This is a genomic window from Corallococcus sp. EGB, from assembly GCF_019968905.1.
Taxonomy (GTDB): Bacteria; Myxococcota; Myxococcia; order Myxococcales; family Myxococcaceae; genus Corallococcus.
In genome coordinates, this window is the sequence record NZ_CP079946.1 from 438,470 (window position 1) to 455,149 (window position 16,680).

Consider the following 16,680-nt stretch of genomic DNA (forward strand, 5'->3'; position numbering starts at 1 on the left):
CAGAGGGCGGGGCCAGGCTATTCATCGTGGACTAGCGCGCGCTGCCCGCCGGGACCCCGAGGCGCTGCTCATAGGCCTCCAGCGCTCGCCGCCACGCGGGCCGTGCCTCACAGCGCTCGCGATAGGCGGAGACCCGGGGGAATCCCTCGAGCACGCCCGCGTTGCGCACCTCGCGCAGCACCGTGGTCATCAGGATGTCCGCCACGGTGAATGCCTCGCCGGTGAGGTACGGACGCTCCCGGAGCCAGGCCTCGAGCGTGGTCAGGTGGTGCTCGGCGTACTTCACCAGCCCGGGACGCCGCTGCGCGCCGGTGGGGTCGGCGTCGCCGAGCAGGTCGACCATGATCAACTGGGACATGGGGAGCTCCACGGTGGTGAGCGCGGCGAAGCACCAGCGCGTCACCTGGGCGCGGCCCTGGAAGTCCGTGGGCATCAACTGGCCCGTCTTCTCCGCCAGGTACAGCAGGATCGCGCCCGTCTCGGTGAGCACGAAACCGTCGTCATCGAGCACCGGCACCTGACAGAAGGGGTTCAGCTGCCGGTACGCCTCTTCCCGGGTTTCCCCCGCGGGATGATCCACGCCGTGCACCCGGTAGGGCACACCCAGCTCCTCGAGCATCCAGAGGACGCGCAAGTCGCGCGTGAGCCCTACGACCTTCGAATGGACGCGGCCAAAGCCATACAGGGTGATCATCCCGGCATTGTCGATGCCGTGCCGGACCCTGTCGAGGCGGAACCGGCGGGGGGCGGCGCGCTCCACGAAGCGCTCCAAGACGCGCGCCGCCAACGCGCCGCTAGAACGACTCTTCCGCCAGGTCCATCAGGTCCAGGTTGCCGTTCTCCACCATGCGCGCGGCGTGCGCGATGCCGGGCAGGACCTCGTGGCAGTACCAGCGGGCGCTGGCCACCTTGCCATCGTAGAAGGCCTTGTCACCGGGGTTGGTCTTCGTGCGCTCCAGCGCCACCGCGGCGTGGCGCACCAGCAGCCAGCCGATGATGACCTCCGCCACGGCGAACAGCACGCGGTTGCCCTGGAAGCCCACGTGGTAGACGGACTCGCCCAGCTTGCCCATCAGCGTGCCGAGCAGCGTCTGCAGGTGGCCCACCGCCTCGCCCAGCGCGGCGCGCTCGCGAGCCAGCTCCGGACCGCCCTCGTCGCCGTCCGCCGTCGCGCGGACTCGCTCCAGCAGCCCCATCAGCGTCGCGCCGCCATCGCGCGCCACCTTGCGCATCAGCAGGTCCAGCGCCTGGATGTGCGTGGTGCCCTCGTAGAGCGAGTCGATCTTCTGGTCCCGGATGTACTGCTCGACGGGGTAGTCCGTCAGGAAGCCCGAACCGCCGTGCACCTGGAGCGACAGGGACAACAGCTCATATGCCTTCTCCGAGCTGTACCCCTTCACCAGCGGCAGCAGCATGTCGTTGAGCACGTCCGCCTCGCCCGCCGCCGTGGAGCGGTGGCCGCCCTGCAACTCGACCTGGTCCTGCACGGACGCGGTGAACAGGGCCAGCGCGCGCAGGCCCTCCGCGTGCGCCTTCTGCGCCATCAGCATGCGGCGCACGTCCGGGTGCTGGAGGATGTTCACGCGCGGCGCCGACTTGTCGCGCGCCTTCGCCAGGTCGCTGCCCTGCACGCGGTCCTTCGCGAACGACAGCGCGCGGAAGTAGCCCGCGGACAGCGCGGCCATGGACTTCAGGCCCACCGCCATGCGCGCGTTCTCGATGATGTGGAACATCTGCCGGATGCCGTCGTGCACCTCCCCCAGCAGGAGGCCGCGCGTGGGCTTGCCGTCGCCGAACGTCAGCTCGCACGTGACGGACCCCTTCAGGCCCATCTTCTTCTCCAGCTTGGTGCACACGACGTTGTTGTGCGCGCCCAGGCTGCCGTCCTCGTTCACCCAGTACTTGGGCACCACGAACAGGGACAGGCCCTTGGTGCCCGGCGCCGCGCCTTCCGGACGCGCCAGCACCATGTGGATGATGTTCTCCGCGATGTCCGACTCGCCGTTGGTGATGAAGCGCTTGACGCCTTCAATCTCCCAGACGTCGCCGTCCACGTGGCGGGCCTTGGTGCGCGCGGCGCCCACGTCGCTGCCCGCGTCCGGCTCCGTCAGCACCATGGAGCCGCTCCAGCGCTTGTCCAGGATGTGCGGCAGGAAGCGCTGCTTCTGCGACTCCGTGCCCAGCTTGTCGATGACGCGCGCCAACAGGTTGCCCAGCGTGAAGAACGCCAGCGCGGGGTTGGAGCCCAACAGCAGCTCGAACGCGGCCCAGCCGAGCGACGGCGGCGCGCCCAGTCCGCCCAGGTGCGTGGGCGTCTCCAACAGGTGCATGCCCGCGTCGTAGTAGGCGCCCATCGCGGCCTTGAGGCCGGGGGGCAGCTTCACCTCGCCGTTTTCCAGCTTGGGCGGGTTGTGCTCGGACTCGTCGAAGCTCTTCGCCAGCTCCTGCGTGCACAGCTGCGCGAACGTCTGCAGCGTCTGCCGGGCCGCCGTCTCGTCCAGGTCCCCGAAGGGCGCCTTGCCCAGCGACGTGTGGCCGATGTCCAGGAACTCGAAGAGGTTGAACTCAATATCGCGGAGGTTGGGCGTGTAGTGCAGGGACGACGACATCGAAGGACTCCTCGCGGCCGGGTGCGAATGCAACGGCCCCGCGCCAGTGAAGGCGCGGGGCCTGAAACGGGCCGCCAGGGTACCCGAGATTGATTCGCGGGTCAGTTGCGCCGGGAGTGGATGACGCGCAGCGTCTCGCGGCGTTCGAAGCGGTTGCCCGCGGCGTCGCGGGCGACGAACACCAACTCGTAGGAGCCCGCCGGCGTGCCCTCCGGGATGACGAGGGACTTCGTGAAGCGCAGGCCGTCCTTCGTGTCGAGCAGGAGCTGGTCCTCGCCGAAGAGCTCGCCGTACACGCTGACCTCCTGCGTGGCCTCCACCGCGTCCACGTCCAGCGTCAGCGTGTCACCGGGAGAAACTTCCTTCTGGGAGAGGACGACCTCGAAGTCGTTGCCCTGGGAGTCCAGGCGGTAGCGCACCTCGCTGCGCTCCACGCGGCCGTCCGCCAGCTCCGCGATGATGAACACGGTGTAGTAGCCGTCCTCGATGCCCAGCGGCACGAGGAACCGGCCGCGCCACGAACGGGTGACGGTGTCGAACGTGAGCGGCTTCACCAGGCCGAAGGGGAAGTAGGCGGTGACGCGGCGGGCGTCGCGCGGAGCGCGCACGGAGATGATGGGGTCGCCGGGCGGAATCTCCTCGCGGCTGAGCGCGCCTGACACCATGCCGTCGGGAAGCTGCACGGGGACCAGCTCGCGGACCGTCTCGCCGTTGGGGGCCGTGCGGGCCACCTGCTCCACCGCGACGAAGGACGTGTAGCGGCTCATCAGGTGGTACTGGAGCGCGGTGTCGGTGATGCCCTGGACGACCTCCTGCGTCTCGCCGCGGTAGCCCTGCACGGTGAGCTCCTCGATGCGCTGGCGGGCCCAGAGGCTCTTGAGGGCGTCGTGCTCCGGGGCGACTTCGGGGAAGTGCACGGGCACGTCGAAGTGGCGGACCTGGCCGCGCACGCGGCCGGAGATGCGCAGGAGGCCGTCACCGGTGCCGGTGAACCTGCCCACGAGGAACAGCGGCTGACCGGCGAAGAGGTCCGGCACGGACTTCGGGTACACGTCGCTGACGGGCAGGCCGTCGGTGTCCACCACCACGGAGGTGAGGACGGGGCCGCGCATGCGCTGCTCGAACTCGCGGGCGACGTCTTCCTCCGGGCGGTTGAGGTTGACGAGGGTGGAGGCGCCGCGGCCCAGCTCGCCCATCTTGGTGATGAGGTAGCGGTTGGTGCTGGAGCCCACGCCGGCGGCGAAGATGCGCGTCTCCTCGCGCAGGTGGTCCTGGAGTGTGCCGAGCACCTGCTCGTCTCCACCGATGAGGCCGTCCGTCATGAAGAGCACCATGCGCAGGCGGGCGGGGTCGTTGGGCGGGACCATGGCCTCCTGGGCGGCGATGCGCACGTCGGTGCCGCCACCACCCCAGAAGTTGGCCACGTAGGGCAGGGCGTTCTGGATGTTCTCCGGCGTGGCGGGGACGGCGGTGGGCGCGAACTTGGTCACCTGCGTGTCGAAGTTGAGGACCTGGAAGGTGTCCTCGGGCATCAGGTGGTTGAGCACTTCCTTGGTGATGGCCTTGGACTTTTCAATCGCGAGGCCGGACTGCGAGCAGGACGTGTCGAGCACCATGTAGAGCTCACGCGGAACAATTTCCCTCTGCGTGGGAGACAGCTGCGGGTTGATCATCACCAGGAAGTAGCCGTGGTCCGCGCCGGGGTCGCGGTGCATGAGGACGGCGGGGCGGATGAGGGCGTCGGCGACGACATACTCGAGGATGAAGTCCTTGTTGGGGATGCGGTCGTCGCGGCCCAGGGTCACGGTGGCGCGGGACTGGCCGTCGCGCTTCACGTCCACGCGGTGGGTGGTGGAGCGCAGCGAGTGGACCGGGAGGCCCGCGTCCAGGCGCACGGTGAGCTGGATGTCATGGCCGCTGCGCGTGTCGGTGAGCACCGGGGGCGTGATGCGGCTCGCGTCGGGGACGGTGGTGGTGTCGGCCTCCACGCCTTCGCCCTGGCGCGTGGGCAGCGGCTCGCCGCCGATGAAGCGGGGGGCGACGACCATGGGGAAGCTGAAGCGGTAGGTGCCGGCGTCGTAGGTGAGGCGCTCCACGTAGTGGATGCGCACGCGGATGGTCTCGCCGGGGAGGATGTTGGCGACGGACTGGGTGAAGATGTTGGGGCGCTCCTGGTCGAGCAGCGCGGCCGTCTTGCCCTCGGCCTTGGCGCGCTCGTAGGTGTCGCGGGCCTGCTCGCGGGTCTGGATGACGCCCGTGATGATGCGCTCGCCGATGTGCATCTCCATGCCATCCACGGCGGCCAGCTCCGGCAGCGGGAAGACGTAGAGCGCTTCGAGGGGCGCGGTGTAGGGGTTTTCAAACACCTGCGTCACGGTGACGGACGCGAGGAAGCCACTGACCTCCGCGTCCACCTCCGTGTGCTTGAGGCTGAAGGTGCGCGGTTCGGTGTCCGGGCAGGCGGTGGTGTCCTCGGCCTGCGGCTGCGCACGGAAGCGCGCCACGAGGGTGCCCTGGGCGACGCCCGCGGTAGGCGAAGCGGCGGGAGGGCAGGGTTGCTGAGCGGAGGCCGGGGCGGCCAGAAGACAGACGAAGAGCGTGGCGAGCAGGACTCGCATGGTCGGGAACCTTGGTTTCAGGGTGTGCCCGGGGACATTGCAGCCCCCGGGCCAACCCCGGTTCCCCTCTGAAACGACGAGCCGTGTGGCCGCGAAGCCACACGGCTGTGTCATCCGCCCTTGAGCTGCAGCGTGGGCACTGCGCCCTCACCGAGCACGAGGTGCACCTGACCCACCTTCGCGGCCAGGTCCTTGTACGCCTCCAGCTCCTTGAGGCGCACGAGCAGCGGGTTCTCCGCGAGCACCTTCGCCGTCTGTGCCATGGAGCGCGTCGCCGCCGTCTCCTCGCGCCGCGTGATGACGTTGGCCTCCGCCTGCTTCTGCGCCTGGATGACCTGGTTGAGCAGGTCCTTCATCTCCTTCGGCAGCACCACGTCCTTGATGCCGAAGCGCAGCAGCTCCAGGCCCACGCCCTCCGCCCCCGACTTCACCTGCGCGTACAGCTCCGCCGACACGGTCTCCCGCGCCGCCAGCAGCTCATCCAGCGTGCGCGTGGACACGGCCTCGCGCGCCGCCAACTGCATGGCCAGGTAGAGGATTTCATCCGGCGCCCGCGCCACCACCGCCAGCCGCCGCGCGTCCACCACCCGGTACGCCGCGGACAGGTTGAGCCGCAGCGTCACGCGGTCCTTTGTCATCACCTCCTGGCCGGTGACGTGGAGCAGCCGCTCGCGCAGGTCGATGACCGCGAACTGCACCTTGTGCGCGGCCGTCCACGCCGCGTGCCGGCCCGGCGGCAGCACCGCGTCCAGCACGCCGTTCACGTAGCGCAGCGCCACTGAACCCTCCGTGGCCGTGATCTCCACGTAGTCGCTGGACGGAACCAGCGCGCGCACCTCGTCCCGCAGGGGCTCCGTCGCCAACCCGGACACGTCCACGCGCTCCACCCGCACCGTCGGCGTCTCGGGCCGACCGGTTCGACCGGGCAGCCGCTGCGCCGTCCACACCTGGTGCTGACCCCGACCCAGCCACTTCACCGGCTGGCCGTGATGGAAGACCACCGCGCGCTCGTTCGCGCCCAGCTCCAGGACCTGGAGGTCCTTCTCCGGCACCAACGCGAGCTTGGCCTCATCCAGCCGGGTGACGGGTGGCTCCAGCGGCACGCGCTCGTAGCGGACGTGCTGGAACGGACGCACCACCCAGTGCCGGCCCGGCCCCAGGTACTGCTCCGCCTTCCCGTTCACCACCACGAACAGCCGCTCGTTCTGCGCCACATCCACCCGACCGATACCCATGACACGTCACCTCGACGACAAGAAAAGAGTGCAGCCCGGCTGCTGGAGAAAAAGACCCCGCCGCCCCACGGGCGCGTCGCGCGAACAGACCGTCCGGATCCGCGTTCAGCCTCCCGAATCTCCGCACCGGATGTCGGTCACGGACGGCGACCGGAGCGTTCCGCGTGAAGCACGGAAGCCTCCGGAGGCCCTGGCGACCGGCCAGTGTGCGGAGTGGAGAGGAGGACGCGGTGGACTCGCGTTGACACCAGCGGAAACGACGGGGTCCTGGCGAACGAAGGAGTCGAACCTTCAAATGCGAGATTAAGAGTCTCGTGCTCTACCGTTGAGCTAGTTCAGGTGAATGCCCGGTCAAGGGCCTCAATGCACGCCTCACGGTGTGGCGTGCGACCGGTGCGGCCTTCGATATGAAAGGAACCTCGGGCGGTGATGGCCGTGAGGAACGTCCGAACCCCATGCCTCGGCCCAAAGAGCCACTGCATGGAACCGGACGCCTCGGGACAACCCCGTGCGCCCCCCTGAAGCTGCCGACGGGGCCTCTGGACGCGCCTGTGCGGAAATCCTGACGGCCCATGTCCCAGGCCCTGGGGCACATGTGTCCAAGTGCTGCGCGCTCCATGCGCCATCTGGGAGGACACATGAAGCGAGCCGCTTGGGTCGTGATGCTGGGAATGAGCTGTGCGCTGCTCGGGGCCTGTGGGGAGGAAAGCGCCGGGGGCAGGGACGCCGGAAGAGAAGACACCGGGAGCGAGGACGCGGGCGGCGAAGATGCCGGCTGGAGCCGGGGTTCCCTGGAGGTGCATATCTCCATGGAAGAGGGCTCCTGCACCGTGGCGACGGCGACGGTGACCCTGAGGTCGGGTGATCCGAGCCGTCCCGCGTACCCGGATGTTGGGCCCGTGCCACTCAACGTAAGGGATGGCGTCATCGAGGGGACGACCCTCACCGACGGCGTCTACGTGGGGATGGCCTGGCTTGTGTGGGTGGACGGTTACGACAGCAATGGTGTCCGCGTGTACTCGGGGAACAACACCGTGGGCGTGTATGGCGACGGAGTCATGTCGCATGCGTTCATCAAGGTGACGCAACTGCCTGTGACCTGCCCTTAGGACGCTGCTCCTTCAGCCGCGCGTCACGTCCCACCAGCCGAACCACATCACGCGCTCCTCGGCCATCAGCTCCCAGCCCGGCCCGTGCACGTACTCGCGCACGCGCAGCCCCGCTGCCTCCACGGCGCGCGCCGTCTCCTCCGCGCTCCACAGGTGCAGCGTCACATCCGTGTCCGCCGTGCGCGCCCGGCGCGTGGGCTCCTCGTGCGCCTCCAGCCCGGGCCTGCGCTCCAGCACCGTGAACAACATCCGGCCGCCCGGCTTCAGCACCCGGCCCATGTGCCCCAGCACGCGCGGCAGGTCGTCACAGAAGTCCAGGCAGCCAATGGCCAGCGCGATGTCGAACGCGCCCAGGTCCTCCGGCACCGGCTCCAGGTAGCTATGCACGCGCCACGTGCCGGATGGCCGTGACTGCTTCGCCAGCTCCAGCATCTCCGGCGCCAGGTCCAGCCCCACCACGTCCACGGACGCGTCCAGGCCTCGCGTGTGCAGGCCCGGACCACAGCCCACGTCCAGCACGCGCATGCCCGGCTTCACCGCGTCCGCGACGAAGCGCTCCACCCGGTCGCCGTAGCGATGCAGCGCGGGGTAGAGCACCTCGTACGCGGAGGCGATCTCCCCGTACACCCGCGCGACAGCGGCCTCTTCACTCCTCCCGCTGTCCTTGGGGTCCACCATGCCGTGCGCTCCTCGACAACAAGGTGCGCACGCAATATCACGGCACGCCGTTGGACCCCGGTCCAGGCTTGCGGAACACCGCCAGCGACCGCCCGACCATCTCGAACTTGCCGGGCTTCATCTCCTCGTCGCCGCGCTTGTCGTCCGCCGTGTAGAGCTCCAGCCGCCACGCGCCGCCCTCGCCCGGCGGCGGCACCGTGAAGGTCACCGTGTCGTGGTGCGCGTTGAGCAGCACCAGCAACGAGTCCCCGCTTACGCGCTGGCCGCGCTCGTCCGGCGTGGGGATGGCGTCGCCTCCCAGCAGGAACGCCAGCGAACGCACGAAGGGCTTCTGCCAGTCCTCCGGCCCCATCTCCGAGCCGTCAGGCCGGAACCACGCCAGGTCCTTGTGCTCGGACTCCCACAGGTGCTCGCCCTGGAAGAAGCGGCGGCGCTGAAGCACCGGCTGCCCGTGGCGGAAGTGGATGAGCTTGCGCGTGAACTCCAGGAGGTCCAGGCGCGTCTTGTCCAGGTTCCAGTCCACCCATGACAGCTCGTTGTCCTGGCAGTAGGCGTTGTTGTTGCCCTGCTGGGTCCGGCCCATCTCGTCGCCCGCGACGATCATCGGCACGCCCGTGGACAGGAAGAGCGACGCCAGCAGGTTGCGCTTCTGCCGTTCACGCAGGGAGATGATGTCGGTGTTGTCCGTCTCCCCCTCCACGCCGCAGTTCCACGCCTGGTTGTCATCCGCGCCGTCGCGGTTGTGCTCGCCGTTGGCCTCGTTGTGCTTGCTGCTGTACGTGACCAGGTCGTGCAGCGTGAAGCCGTCGTGCGCGGTGACGAAGTTGATGGACGCCTGCGGACGCCGGCGCGCCGCCGCGAACAGGTCCGCGCTGCCCGTCAGCCGGTAGCCCACCTCCGCGGCCTGGTTCTCGTCGCCCTTCCAATACTTGCGCAGCGCGTCCCGGTACTTGCCGTTCCACTCGTGCCACGGCGCCGGGAAGCCGCCCACCTGGTAGCCGCCCAGCCCCACGTCCCACGGCTCAGCGATGAGCTTCACGCGGCTCAGCACGGGGTCCTGGTTGATGATCTGGAAGATGGGCGCGTTCGGGTCGTAGCCGCCCTTGCCCATGCGGCCCAGCACCGTGGCCAGGTCGAAGCGGAACCCGTCCACGTGCATCTCCTCCACCCAGTAGCGCAAGCTGTCCACGATGAAGCGCGCCGTCTGCGGGTTGGAGGCGTTCAGGCTGTTGCCGCACCCGGTGAAGTCCAGGTAGTGCCGCGCCTCCGGCATGGTCCAGTAGTACGACGCGTTGTCGATGCCCTTGAACGACAGCGTGGGCCCCAGGTGGTTGCCCTCGCACGTGTGGTTGTAGACCACGTCGAGGAGCACCTCGATGCCCGCCGCGTGCAGCGACTTCACCATCGACTTGAACTCCGCCACCGCGCCGCCCGGCGTCTTGCGGCTGGCGTAGCGCTGCTCCGGGGAGAAGTAGTTCAGCGTGCTGTAGCCCCAGTAGTTCGACAGGCCCTTGTCGTTGAGGAACGAGTCGTCCGCGAACTCCTGCACCGGCAACAGCTCCACCGCGGTGACGCCCAGCTTCTGCAAATGCTCGATGATGGCCGGCGAGCCCAGGCCCGCGTACGTGCCGCGCTGGTGCTCGGGCACGCCCGGGTGGCGCATGGTGAGGCCGCGCACGTGCGCCTCGTAGATGACCGTCTTGCGCCACGGGATGTCCAGGCGCCGGTCATTGCCCCAGTCGAAGAAGTCGCTCACCACCACGCCCTTGGGCATGCCGGCCGCGCTGTCGCGCTCGTCGCGCATCAGGTCCTTCTTCGGATGGTCCAGGGGGTAGCCGAACACCGGCTGCTTCCAGTCCACCTCGCCGTACAGCGCCTTGGCGTAGGGGTCGACGAGCAGCTTGTGCGGGTTGCAGCGGTGCCCCTTCTCCGGCTCGTAGGGCCCGTGCACGCGCAGGCCGTAGAGCGTCCCGGGCTCCAGGTCCGGCACGTAGCCGTGCCAGACGAACTCGGTCGTCGACGGCAGGTCGAAGCGCTCGAGCTCCTTCGACGGATCCGCCCGGTCGAAGAGGCACACCTCCACGCGGGTGGCCACCTGTGAATAGACCGCGAAGTTGGTGCCCGCGCCGTCGAAGGTCGCGCCACGCGGCCAGGGCTTGCCTGGCCACACTTCCCGCTTGCCGCTCATGCGTGTCACTCGATTCCGTGGAGAAATTGCCGACGGAATGTGGGTGCGACTGCGCCATGCGGCAAGACGCCCGGGCCTGCTGACTGTCCACCGGGCGGCGCTTTGGCAAGGGGTTGGTCCTGAAACGACCGGGCCGTCAGGCGGCGGCGGCGTGATCCAGGGAGCGCCAGGTGCCCAGGGCCCAGTCCTGCTCGTCCGGATCATCGAAGCTGACGACGCAGAGGGCGCGGCGCTGGCCGGAGCGGCACAGGGCCGTCAGCCGGCACTCGCCGGGGCCCATGTGCAGCGACGCGCGGCCGCTGACGCGGGCCCCGTGGTGCTCCAACTCCAGGGCCTGGCGCTCCGGACTCGTGGGCGCCAGCTGCTCCTCCGCGGAGTCCTCCAGGGGCACCACGCGCACGGTGCGGCGGTGGTCGCGGGCCACCCAGCTCCCATCCTCCAGGCGCGCCTCCGCCAGCGAGCCGGGGATGCGGATCTCCCAGCCCTCCGGGAGGGCCACCTGCACGGAGCCCCGCCGGTAGCCGATGGACGGCCCCACGCCGGGCGACTCCAGGGCGCGGCGGTGGACCTCCTCCGCCACCGTCCCGCCCACGCCCAGATAGCCGAGCACCTCCTGCCACTCGCGCCACGGGAAGGGGAGCGAGGGGGCCTCGCGCCACGCCTGCTCCAGCAGCCGGGCGACGTCGCGCAGGCGCTGGCGCTCCTCGTCCAGGAGCGGCGGGCGCCAGACGACGTCCGTCCACAGGCGGCACAGGGCGCGCGTGAAGCGCTCTCGCGCGTCCACGCCGGGGTTCCACCAGGGGAACACGTCCGTGCCCTTCCGGGGCTCCTCGAGCACGGTGCGCAGCCAGCGCTCGTCGCGAGGTCCCATGGGCGTGAGCAGCGCGCCCGGGTGCTGGAAGGTGTGGCCGAAGCGCATGGACAGCGCGAAGCCGGAGCTGCCCAGGCTGCGCATGCGCAGGACCTGGTCCACCGAGTGCTGGAGCCAGCCCAGGAAGTGCTCCTCCACGTGGCTCGGGTCACCGGTGTGGAAGTAGCCCGCCGCGTCGCCCACGCCCGCGTCCTCGTCGGGCGGGGCCCAGGAGATGCCGTGCTGGTCGCCCAGGGCATGGAGCAGGTCCACCACGTAGCGGTGGTAGCCGGGACCCGCGGCGCGGGTCTCCGCGGACACGACGATGCGCTCCTGGGTCGCCGCGAGCAGCAACACCTCCGGCGCGGCCGGGTGCAGGCGCAGGTGCAGCACGGGGGCGCCCTGCGGGCCTATGTCGATGTGGCTGTCCTCCAGCACACCCGCGGCGGCCTCCTGCACCCAGGCCTCCACGCGTTGCAGCCAGGGCCGGGACGCCTCCGGGGGGGCGAACAGCGGGTCGCTTGCTCCTCGTCGGCCTGCCAGCAACAGCTTCATGCGTTGGACGCCTTCGGTTCGGGTGCGCGCTGCGTGGACCTCTTTGGATAAGCCCCAGCCTGCTCCCTGTCACCTCGGAGCGACGCATTCCGAGCGAGGGGAGCATGCGGGCAGGGGAGCGCCCGGTGGCGGATGGCCCCGGGGCGCCCCAACCTGACAGGGGAAAGGAGGCGTTCGTCATGAGCAAGAAGGACGTGTTGCACATTCCCTTGGAGGGGCTGCCTCCCCCGCCGGAGCGCGAAGCCGGAACGGAGGAGCAGGAGCATGAGCGCCATGTGCCGTCGACCTTCGATCCGGGTGGCGGCCCCGGCAATGGCCCGGGTGACAACGGGAGCCCGCGCATCATCGAACCGGTGGGCCAGCCCTATTCGCCGGGCGTCAAGGTGACCTGAGCATCCCGGACCGGCGGCCCTCCAGACCCCGCTGACGCCCCGCGCGTCGGCGGGGTCTTGTTGTTCGTGCGAGGGGCGGGCGCTGGAAACGGCGAGGCGCCCGCGACCGGTGAGGGTCGCGGGCGCTCCCATGTCCATCCTGGTGGAGACTAGCGCGTGGTGCCGTTGTTGGGCGCCATCGTGCCGGTGGAGTCCGGCACCGGCGTGTTCATGTTGCCCTTGGTGCTGGAGCTGTTGTTCGGATCCAGCGTGGAGTCGTTGGGCAGGGTGCTGTTGTCGTCCGGGATGGCGTTGTCGTCCGTGGACGTGCCGGAGCCGCCCGTGCCCGGCTCGGTCAGCTCGCCGTCATGCACGCCGGGCTCCGCTTCACCGGTGCCCGCGCCGCCCGTGCCGGGGTTCATCGTGCTGTCATTGGCAGGCGGCAGCGTGGAGTCATCCGTCGTGCCGGACCCGCCGGTGCTCATGTCCGACGGAGGCAGCGTCGAGTCCTGCGACGTGCTGCCCGTGTCGTAGCCGGAGCCGCCGCTGCTGGGCGGAGGTGTCTGCGTGGTGCCGGTGCCGGAGGTGTCCGTCCCGGTGCCCGTGGAGTCGGAGGCCGGCATCGGCTCATCGCCGCGCGTCGCGGAGTGATCCGACTTACAGCCCGTGCCGAGCGCGAGAGCGCCCGCGAGAACCGCCGCCACCGTCAGCTGGGTCTTCAGGAACTTCTTCATGTGGATTCCCCCGATAGGAGTCTGACTGCTTGAAAGGTCCTGGCTGCCTGCACGACCGAAGGTGAGCAGGCCCCTGGATGTGTGCAGGGGTGGCTCATCCGCCTGCCTGCTCGGGGGACGGCAGGGGCGGACGGAAGGGGCGGCTTGCGTGGGTGGGCTTGTCCGCCCGTCGTCAGGCCTGTTGGCTCGGAGTGCGAGCCAGCGAGCATGGCTCCGCGGGACTCAGGGACTCGGGGGTTGGGTCACGTTGCCGCCACCGAGCGGCGTCACGGAGTTGCTGGACGTGTTGTTGTCCGGCGACAGCGGGTTGCCCTGGGAGCCGCCCGTGATGGGCGTGGAGGGCTGGGCGCTGCCCGTGATGGACGGAGGCGTGAGGCCGGTGGCCGGGGGCAGCACCGCGCCCTGGTTGGACATCGTGCCCGTCGGAGTCCCCGGTGTGACGGTGCTGTTGGAGGCGCCCGGCAGGTTGGCGCCGGGCGTGGTGGTGGCGGGCGGCAGCAGCGCGCCCGAGGTGGCGGTGGAGCCCGTGGAACCCGCCACGGTGGAGCTGGTGCCGGGAGCCAGCACCGCGCCCTCGCCTGTCACGGTGGTGGCGCTGCCCGGGGCGACCACCGTGCCGCCGCCCGTCACGGTGGTGGCATTGCCGGGACTCGGCGGCGCGGTGGTTTCTGGCGAGGTGAGGGAGACGTCCGGCTGGGTGCCGTACGGCTGCGGAATCACCGCGCCCGTGCTCGTGCCGCTGCCGCCCGCGCCCACGCTGGTGGTGTCACCCAGGGGCTGCGTCACCTGGTTGTCCAACGCGCCTCCCATGGGGGCGGGCGTGCCCGCGGGAGCCCCCGGGTTCGGCTGGCTCGTGGTGATGGCGCTCGCGGCGTTCGGATCCACCTGCGCGCTCGCGGAGCCCAGCGCCAGGGTGCCCGCCGCCACGCTCATCCAGATCCATTGCTGAGACATCGTCCCCTCTCCTTGCCGGTGTGGGGCCGGGCGGACGGCGCCACGGCCCGACTAATGGGTGGGCGTGGGCCGCTGGGGACCCGGGCCCTTCCCGATGAGTTGCTCACCCCGGAGGCGCGGGGGAACCGCACGGTGGCGCCGCTTGCGCTCGGAGAGCACCAGCAGCAAGGCCGGGAAGCCCACCAGCATGATGAGCAGGTTCATCCCGAACCCCACGTTCGCCAGGGCGCCAATCGAGTTGAGCCCGGGGTGGTCCGCGAGCAGCAGCGCGCCAAAGCCCACCACGCTGGTCATCAGGCCGCCGCAGATGGCCTTGCCCGTCTCCGAGTACACCCGCACGAAGTCGCTGCCCGGCTCGCGCAGCCGTTCAATCAGGTGCACGCCCGCGTCCACCGTCGTCCCGATGAGCACCGGGATGACCAGGATGTTGAGGTAGTTGAACTCCATGCGCAGCAGGGGCATCAGCCCCAGGAGCGCGAAGAGCGACACCACCGTGGGCATCAGGCACAAGAGCGCGGTGCGCAGCCCGCCCAGCGTCAGCCACATGGCCAGCAGCACCGCGAGCGTCGAGCCCAGCAGGATGAACGGCGCCTCGTGCGACACCAGGTTGAAGATGTCCGCCTGCACCATCGCCTCGCCGGCGACGATCGCGGGCCGGCCATCCGGCAGCTTCACCCCGCGGACCTCCTTCGCCAGCCGGCGCATGGCCTGGCCGTTGGACTGATCCGCGGACGGGTACACCAGCACGAAGCCGGTGCCCGGGCCGCCGCGCCCCTCGAACTGCTGGCGCACGCTGGAGGGCAGGTCCGCCACGGTGAAGGGCCGCGCCGCCACCTGCCTGCGCAGCTCCTCCAACTGCTGGCGGTGCTCGGGCGTGAGCTGTCCGTCGGGCACGTCCTCCAGCAGCTCCCCGATGTCCTTCAGGATGGCCTGCTTCTCCTGCTGCCGCTCCGGCACGAGCGTCGCGAGCGCCGCGACGAAGTCCACGGTGGAGTCCGCGCCCCGCTGCTGCTTGCGCGCCTGGAGCTCCCGGACGACCGCCGCCTCCTCGTCGCGGGAGCGCGTGAGCACCACGAGCGGGACCTGCGAGTAGCCGATGAGCTGGTTGACGGCGCGGTCCAGGACGAACGAGTCCAGGCGCTGGTCCTGCAACGAGCCGATGTTGTAGTCGAACCGCACGCGCGGCAGCTGCGTGAGCAGGCCCAGCACGACGAGCGCGGACACGGCGGTGAGCAGCCCCCTGCGGTGGGTGATGACGCGGCCCAGGGGGGCCTCCGTCGCCTCCGTGGAGGACGCGCGCGGCTTCCAGCCGTGGCGCGATGCCAGCCCCAGCGCCGCGGGCAGCACCAGCACGTACGCGACGATGAGCACCAGCATGCCCACCCCCGCGATGACGCCGAACTCGCGGAACGCCCGCAGCTGGGAGGAGCCCAGCACGAAGAAGGTGAGCGCCGCCACCAGCGCGGACACCACCGCCGAGCCACCCGTGTGCGTGAACGACTCGCGCGTGGCCTCCTCGGAGGGCTGCCCCTCCCCGCGCAGGATGAGATAGCGGCCCAACAGGTGGATGCCGTGCTCCACGCCCAGGCCGCCCAGGATGGCGCCCAGGAAGGCCGTGAGCAGGTTCACCCTGCCGTACGCCACGCCCACCAGGCCGTAGGTCCACGCGAGGCCCGCGCCCACCGGCGCCAGCACCATCCCCACCGGGAGCAGGCTCCGGAAGTGCAGGAGGAGGTAGAGCAGCACCAGCACCGACGCCACCGTCGAGGCCACCGCCACGTCGCGGGTGATCTGCGCCTGTTGATCCATCTTCTTCTGGAACGAGCCGGTGAGCTCCGTGTGGAAGCCGGGCCCGTACTTCGACAGGTCCTGCTGCTTCAGCACGCCCTGGACCTCGCCGATGATCTTCGTCGAGAAGGTGAGGTCCGCGGACGACGTCGCCGGCCTGGCCAGCACCACCACGCGGCGCGCGGCGGGATCCAGGTAGTAGTCGCTGGGGTGGCCGGAGAGGCGCGTCACCGCGCCGCCGCCGTACTTCCGCTCCAGGTCGGAGAAGTCCAGCGACGGGGCCGGCTCATCCTCCAGCGACACGAAGAGCGGGTTGGCGCGCTGCCGCTCCCAGCGCAGGCGCGCGTCGATGCGGCGCTCCACCTCCTTCAGGTCCTCGGGCGACAGGAAGTAGAGCGCGTGGCTGCGGAAGAAGCTGCTGGGGCGGGTGATCTCCACGTAGCGGATGCCCGGCAGCGCCTCCAGCTTCGGCGCCAGGTCCTCCGCGAACCGCTGGAGCTGCGCCGGGTCCCCGCCCTCGCCCACCACCACCACCCATCCCTGGGCGCCGAAGCGCTCCTCCAGCGTGTGCAGCGCCTGCACGCTTTCGAACGAAGGGGGCAACAGGTCCGCCAGGTTCGCGTTGAGGGACAGGTGCCGGGCGGACAGCAGGCCCAGGACGGACAGCACCACCGCGCAGACGAGCGCGGTGATGGGACGGCGGTGGTTGTGCGCGGCCAGCGCACCCATCGTGCGCTCCACGCGGTCCATCCAGCCGCGCTCCGCGGATGAAGTCGGGTTCGAGGCCATCGACCGTGGGCGTCCGCGCTCCGGGAGCCGGCACCGGCCGGACCGGGGCACGCGGCCGCATCCCCTCCAAGCGGCGCCTGCCTCCTGGCAGGGCCCGTGTCGAAGCAAACGCTGGCCATTCCGCGGACCGGAGGCATCACGGCGCGAGTGGTGGCCCGCCCGCTCCCCGGTGATGACAGGGGCTGGGGCAAAATGCCTCAAA

12 protein-coding genes and 1 tRNA gene are annotated in these 16,680 nt (G+C 70.2%); 2 read left to right on the forward strand and 11 right to left on the reverse strand.

Annotation, left to right across the window (positions count from 1 at the left end; all coding sequences use genetic code 11):
* Nucleotides 1-31: 31 nt before the first annotated feature.
* The 5 genes from KYK13_RS01890 to KYK13_RS01910 all read right to left on the reverse strand — a co-directional run bounded on the left by KYK13_RS01890 (nt 32) and on the right by KYK13_RS01910 (nt 6,799).
* Nucleotides 32-760, reverse strand: a complete 729-nt coding sequence (locus tag KYK13_RS01890) for a glutathione S-transferase family protein (RefSeq protein ID WP_223641437.1) — start codon at nt 758-760, stop codon at nt 32-34.
* 34 nt (nt 761-794) lie between these two features.
* The gene (locus tag KYK13_RS01895; protein WP_223641439.1) at nt 795-2,609 is read right to left on the reverse strand and encodes an acyl-CoA dehydrogenase; all 1,815 of its coding nucleotides are present in this window, start codon (nt 2,607-2,609) and stop codon (nt 795-797) included.
* 101 nt (nt 2,610-2,710) lie between these two features.
* Complete coding sequence (locus KYK13_RS01900) at nt 2,711-5,227, reverse strand: VIT domain-containing protein (protein WP_223641441.1); 2,517 nt, start codon at nt 5,225-5,227, stop codon at nt 2,711-2,713.
* A 110-nt stretch (nt 5,228-5,337) separates the two neighbouring features.
* The gene (locus KYK13_RS01905) at nt 5,338-6,462 is read right to left on the reverse strand and encodes a slipin family protein (protein ID WP_223641443.1); all 1,125 of its coding nucleotides are present in this window, start codon (nt 6,460-6,462) and stop codon (nt 5,338-5,340) included.
* Between the two features lie 268 nt (nt 6,463-6,730).
* Nucleotides 6,731-6,799: transfer RNA gene (locus KYK13_RS01910), tRNA-Lys, on the reverse strand.
* Between the two features lie 472 nt (nt 6,800-7,271).
* Here KYK13_RS01910 and KYK13_RS01915 point away from each other — a divergent pair.
* Complete coding sequence (locus tag KYK13_RS01915; RefSeq protein WP_223641445.1) at nt 7,272-7,571, forward strand: hypothetical protein; 300 nt, start codon at nt 7,272-7,274, stop codon at nt 7,569-7,571.
* 12 nt (nt 7,572-7,583) lie between these two features.
* Here the strand turns inward: KYK13_RS01915 and KYK13_RS01920 are convergent, their stop codons facing one another.
* The 3 genes from KYK13_RS01920 to KYK13_RS01930 form a co-directional block, all read right to left on the reverse strand.
* The gene (locus KYK13_RS01920) at nt 7,584-8,249 is read right to left on the reverse strand and encodes a class I SAM-dependent methyltransferase (RefSeq protein WP_223641447.1); all 666 of its coding nucleotides are present in this window, start codon (nt 8,247-8,249) and stop codon (nt 7,584-7,586) included.
* Between the two features lie 37 nt (nt 8,250-8,286).
* Nucleotides 8,287-10,437: a glycogen debranching protein GlgX gene (gene glgX, locus KYK13_RS01925; protein ID WP_223641449.1), complete on the reverse strand. Its 2,151-nt coding sequence runs from the start codon at nt 10,435-10,437 to the stop codon at nt 8,287-8,289.
* Between the two features lie 136 nt (nt 10,438-10,573).
* Nucleotides 10,574-11,842: a hypothetical protein gene (locus KYK13_RS01930; protein ID WP_223641451.1), complete on the reverse strand. Its 1,269-nt coding sequence runs from the start codon at nt 11,840-11,842 to the stop codon at nt 10,574-10,576.
* A gap of 179 nt (nt 11,843-12,021) precedes the next feature.
* On the opposite strand from KYK13_RS01930, the gene KYK13_RS01935 reads away from it, so the two are divergent.
* The gene (locus tag KYK13_RS01935; RefSeq protein ID WP_223641453.1) at nt 12,022-12,234 is read left to right on the forward strand and encodes a hypothetical protein; all 213 of its coding nucleotides are present in this window, start codon (nt 12,022-12,024) and stop codon (nt 12,232-12,234) included.
* A 149-nt stretch (nt 12,235-12,383) separates the two neighbouring features.
* Here KYK13_RS01935 and KYK13_RS01940 read toward each other — a convergent pair whose 3' ends face one another.
* From KYK13_RS01940 to KYK13_RS01950, 3 genes are all read right to left on the reverse strand, one after another.
* Nucleotides 12,384-12,947 carry a hypothetical protein gene (locus KYK13_RS01940; protein WP_223641456.1) on the reverse strand — a complete coding sequence of 188 codons (564 nt, stop codon included), beginning with the start codon at nt 12,945-12,947 and terminating at the stop codon, nt 12,384-12,386.
* Nucleotides 12,948-13,169: 222 nt separating this feature from the next.
* Nucleotides 13,170-13,901: a hypothetical protein gene (locus KYK13_RS01945; protein WP_223641458.1), complete on the reverse strand. Its 732-nt coding sequence runs from the start codon at nt 13,899-13,901 to the stop codon at nt 13,170-13,172.
* Nucleotides 13,902-13,952: 51 nt separating this feature from the next.
* On the reverse strand, nt 13,953-16,478 hold the full coding sequence (locus KYK13_RS01950) for an RND family transporter (protein ID WP_223641460.1): 2,526 nt from the start codon (nt 16,476-16,478) through the stop codon (nt 13,953-13,955).
* Between the last annotated feature and the right edge of the window lie 202 nt (nt 16,479-16,680).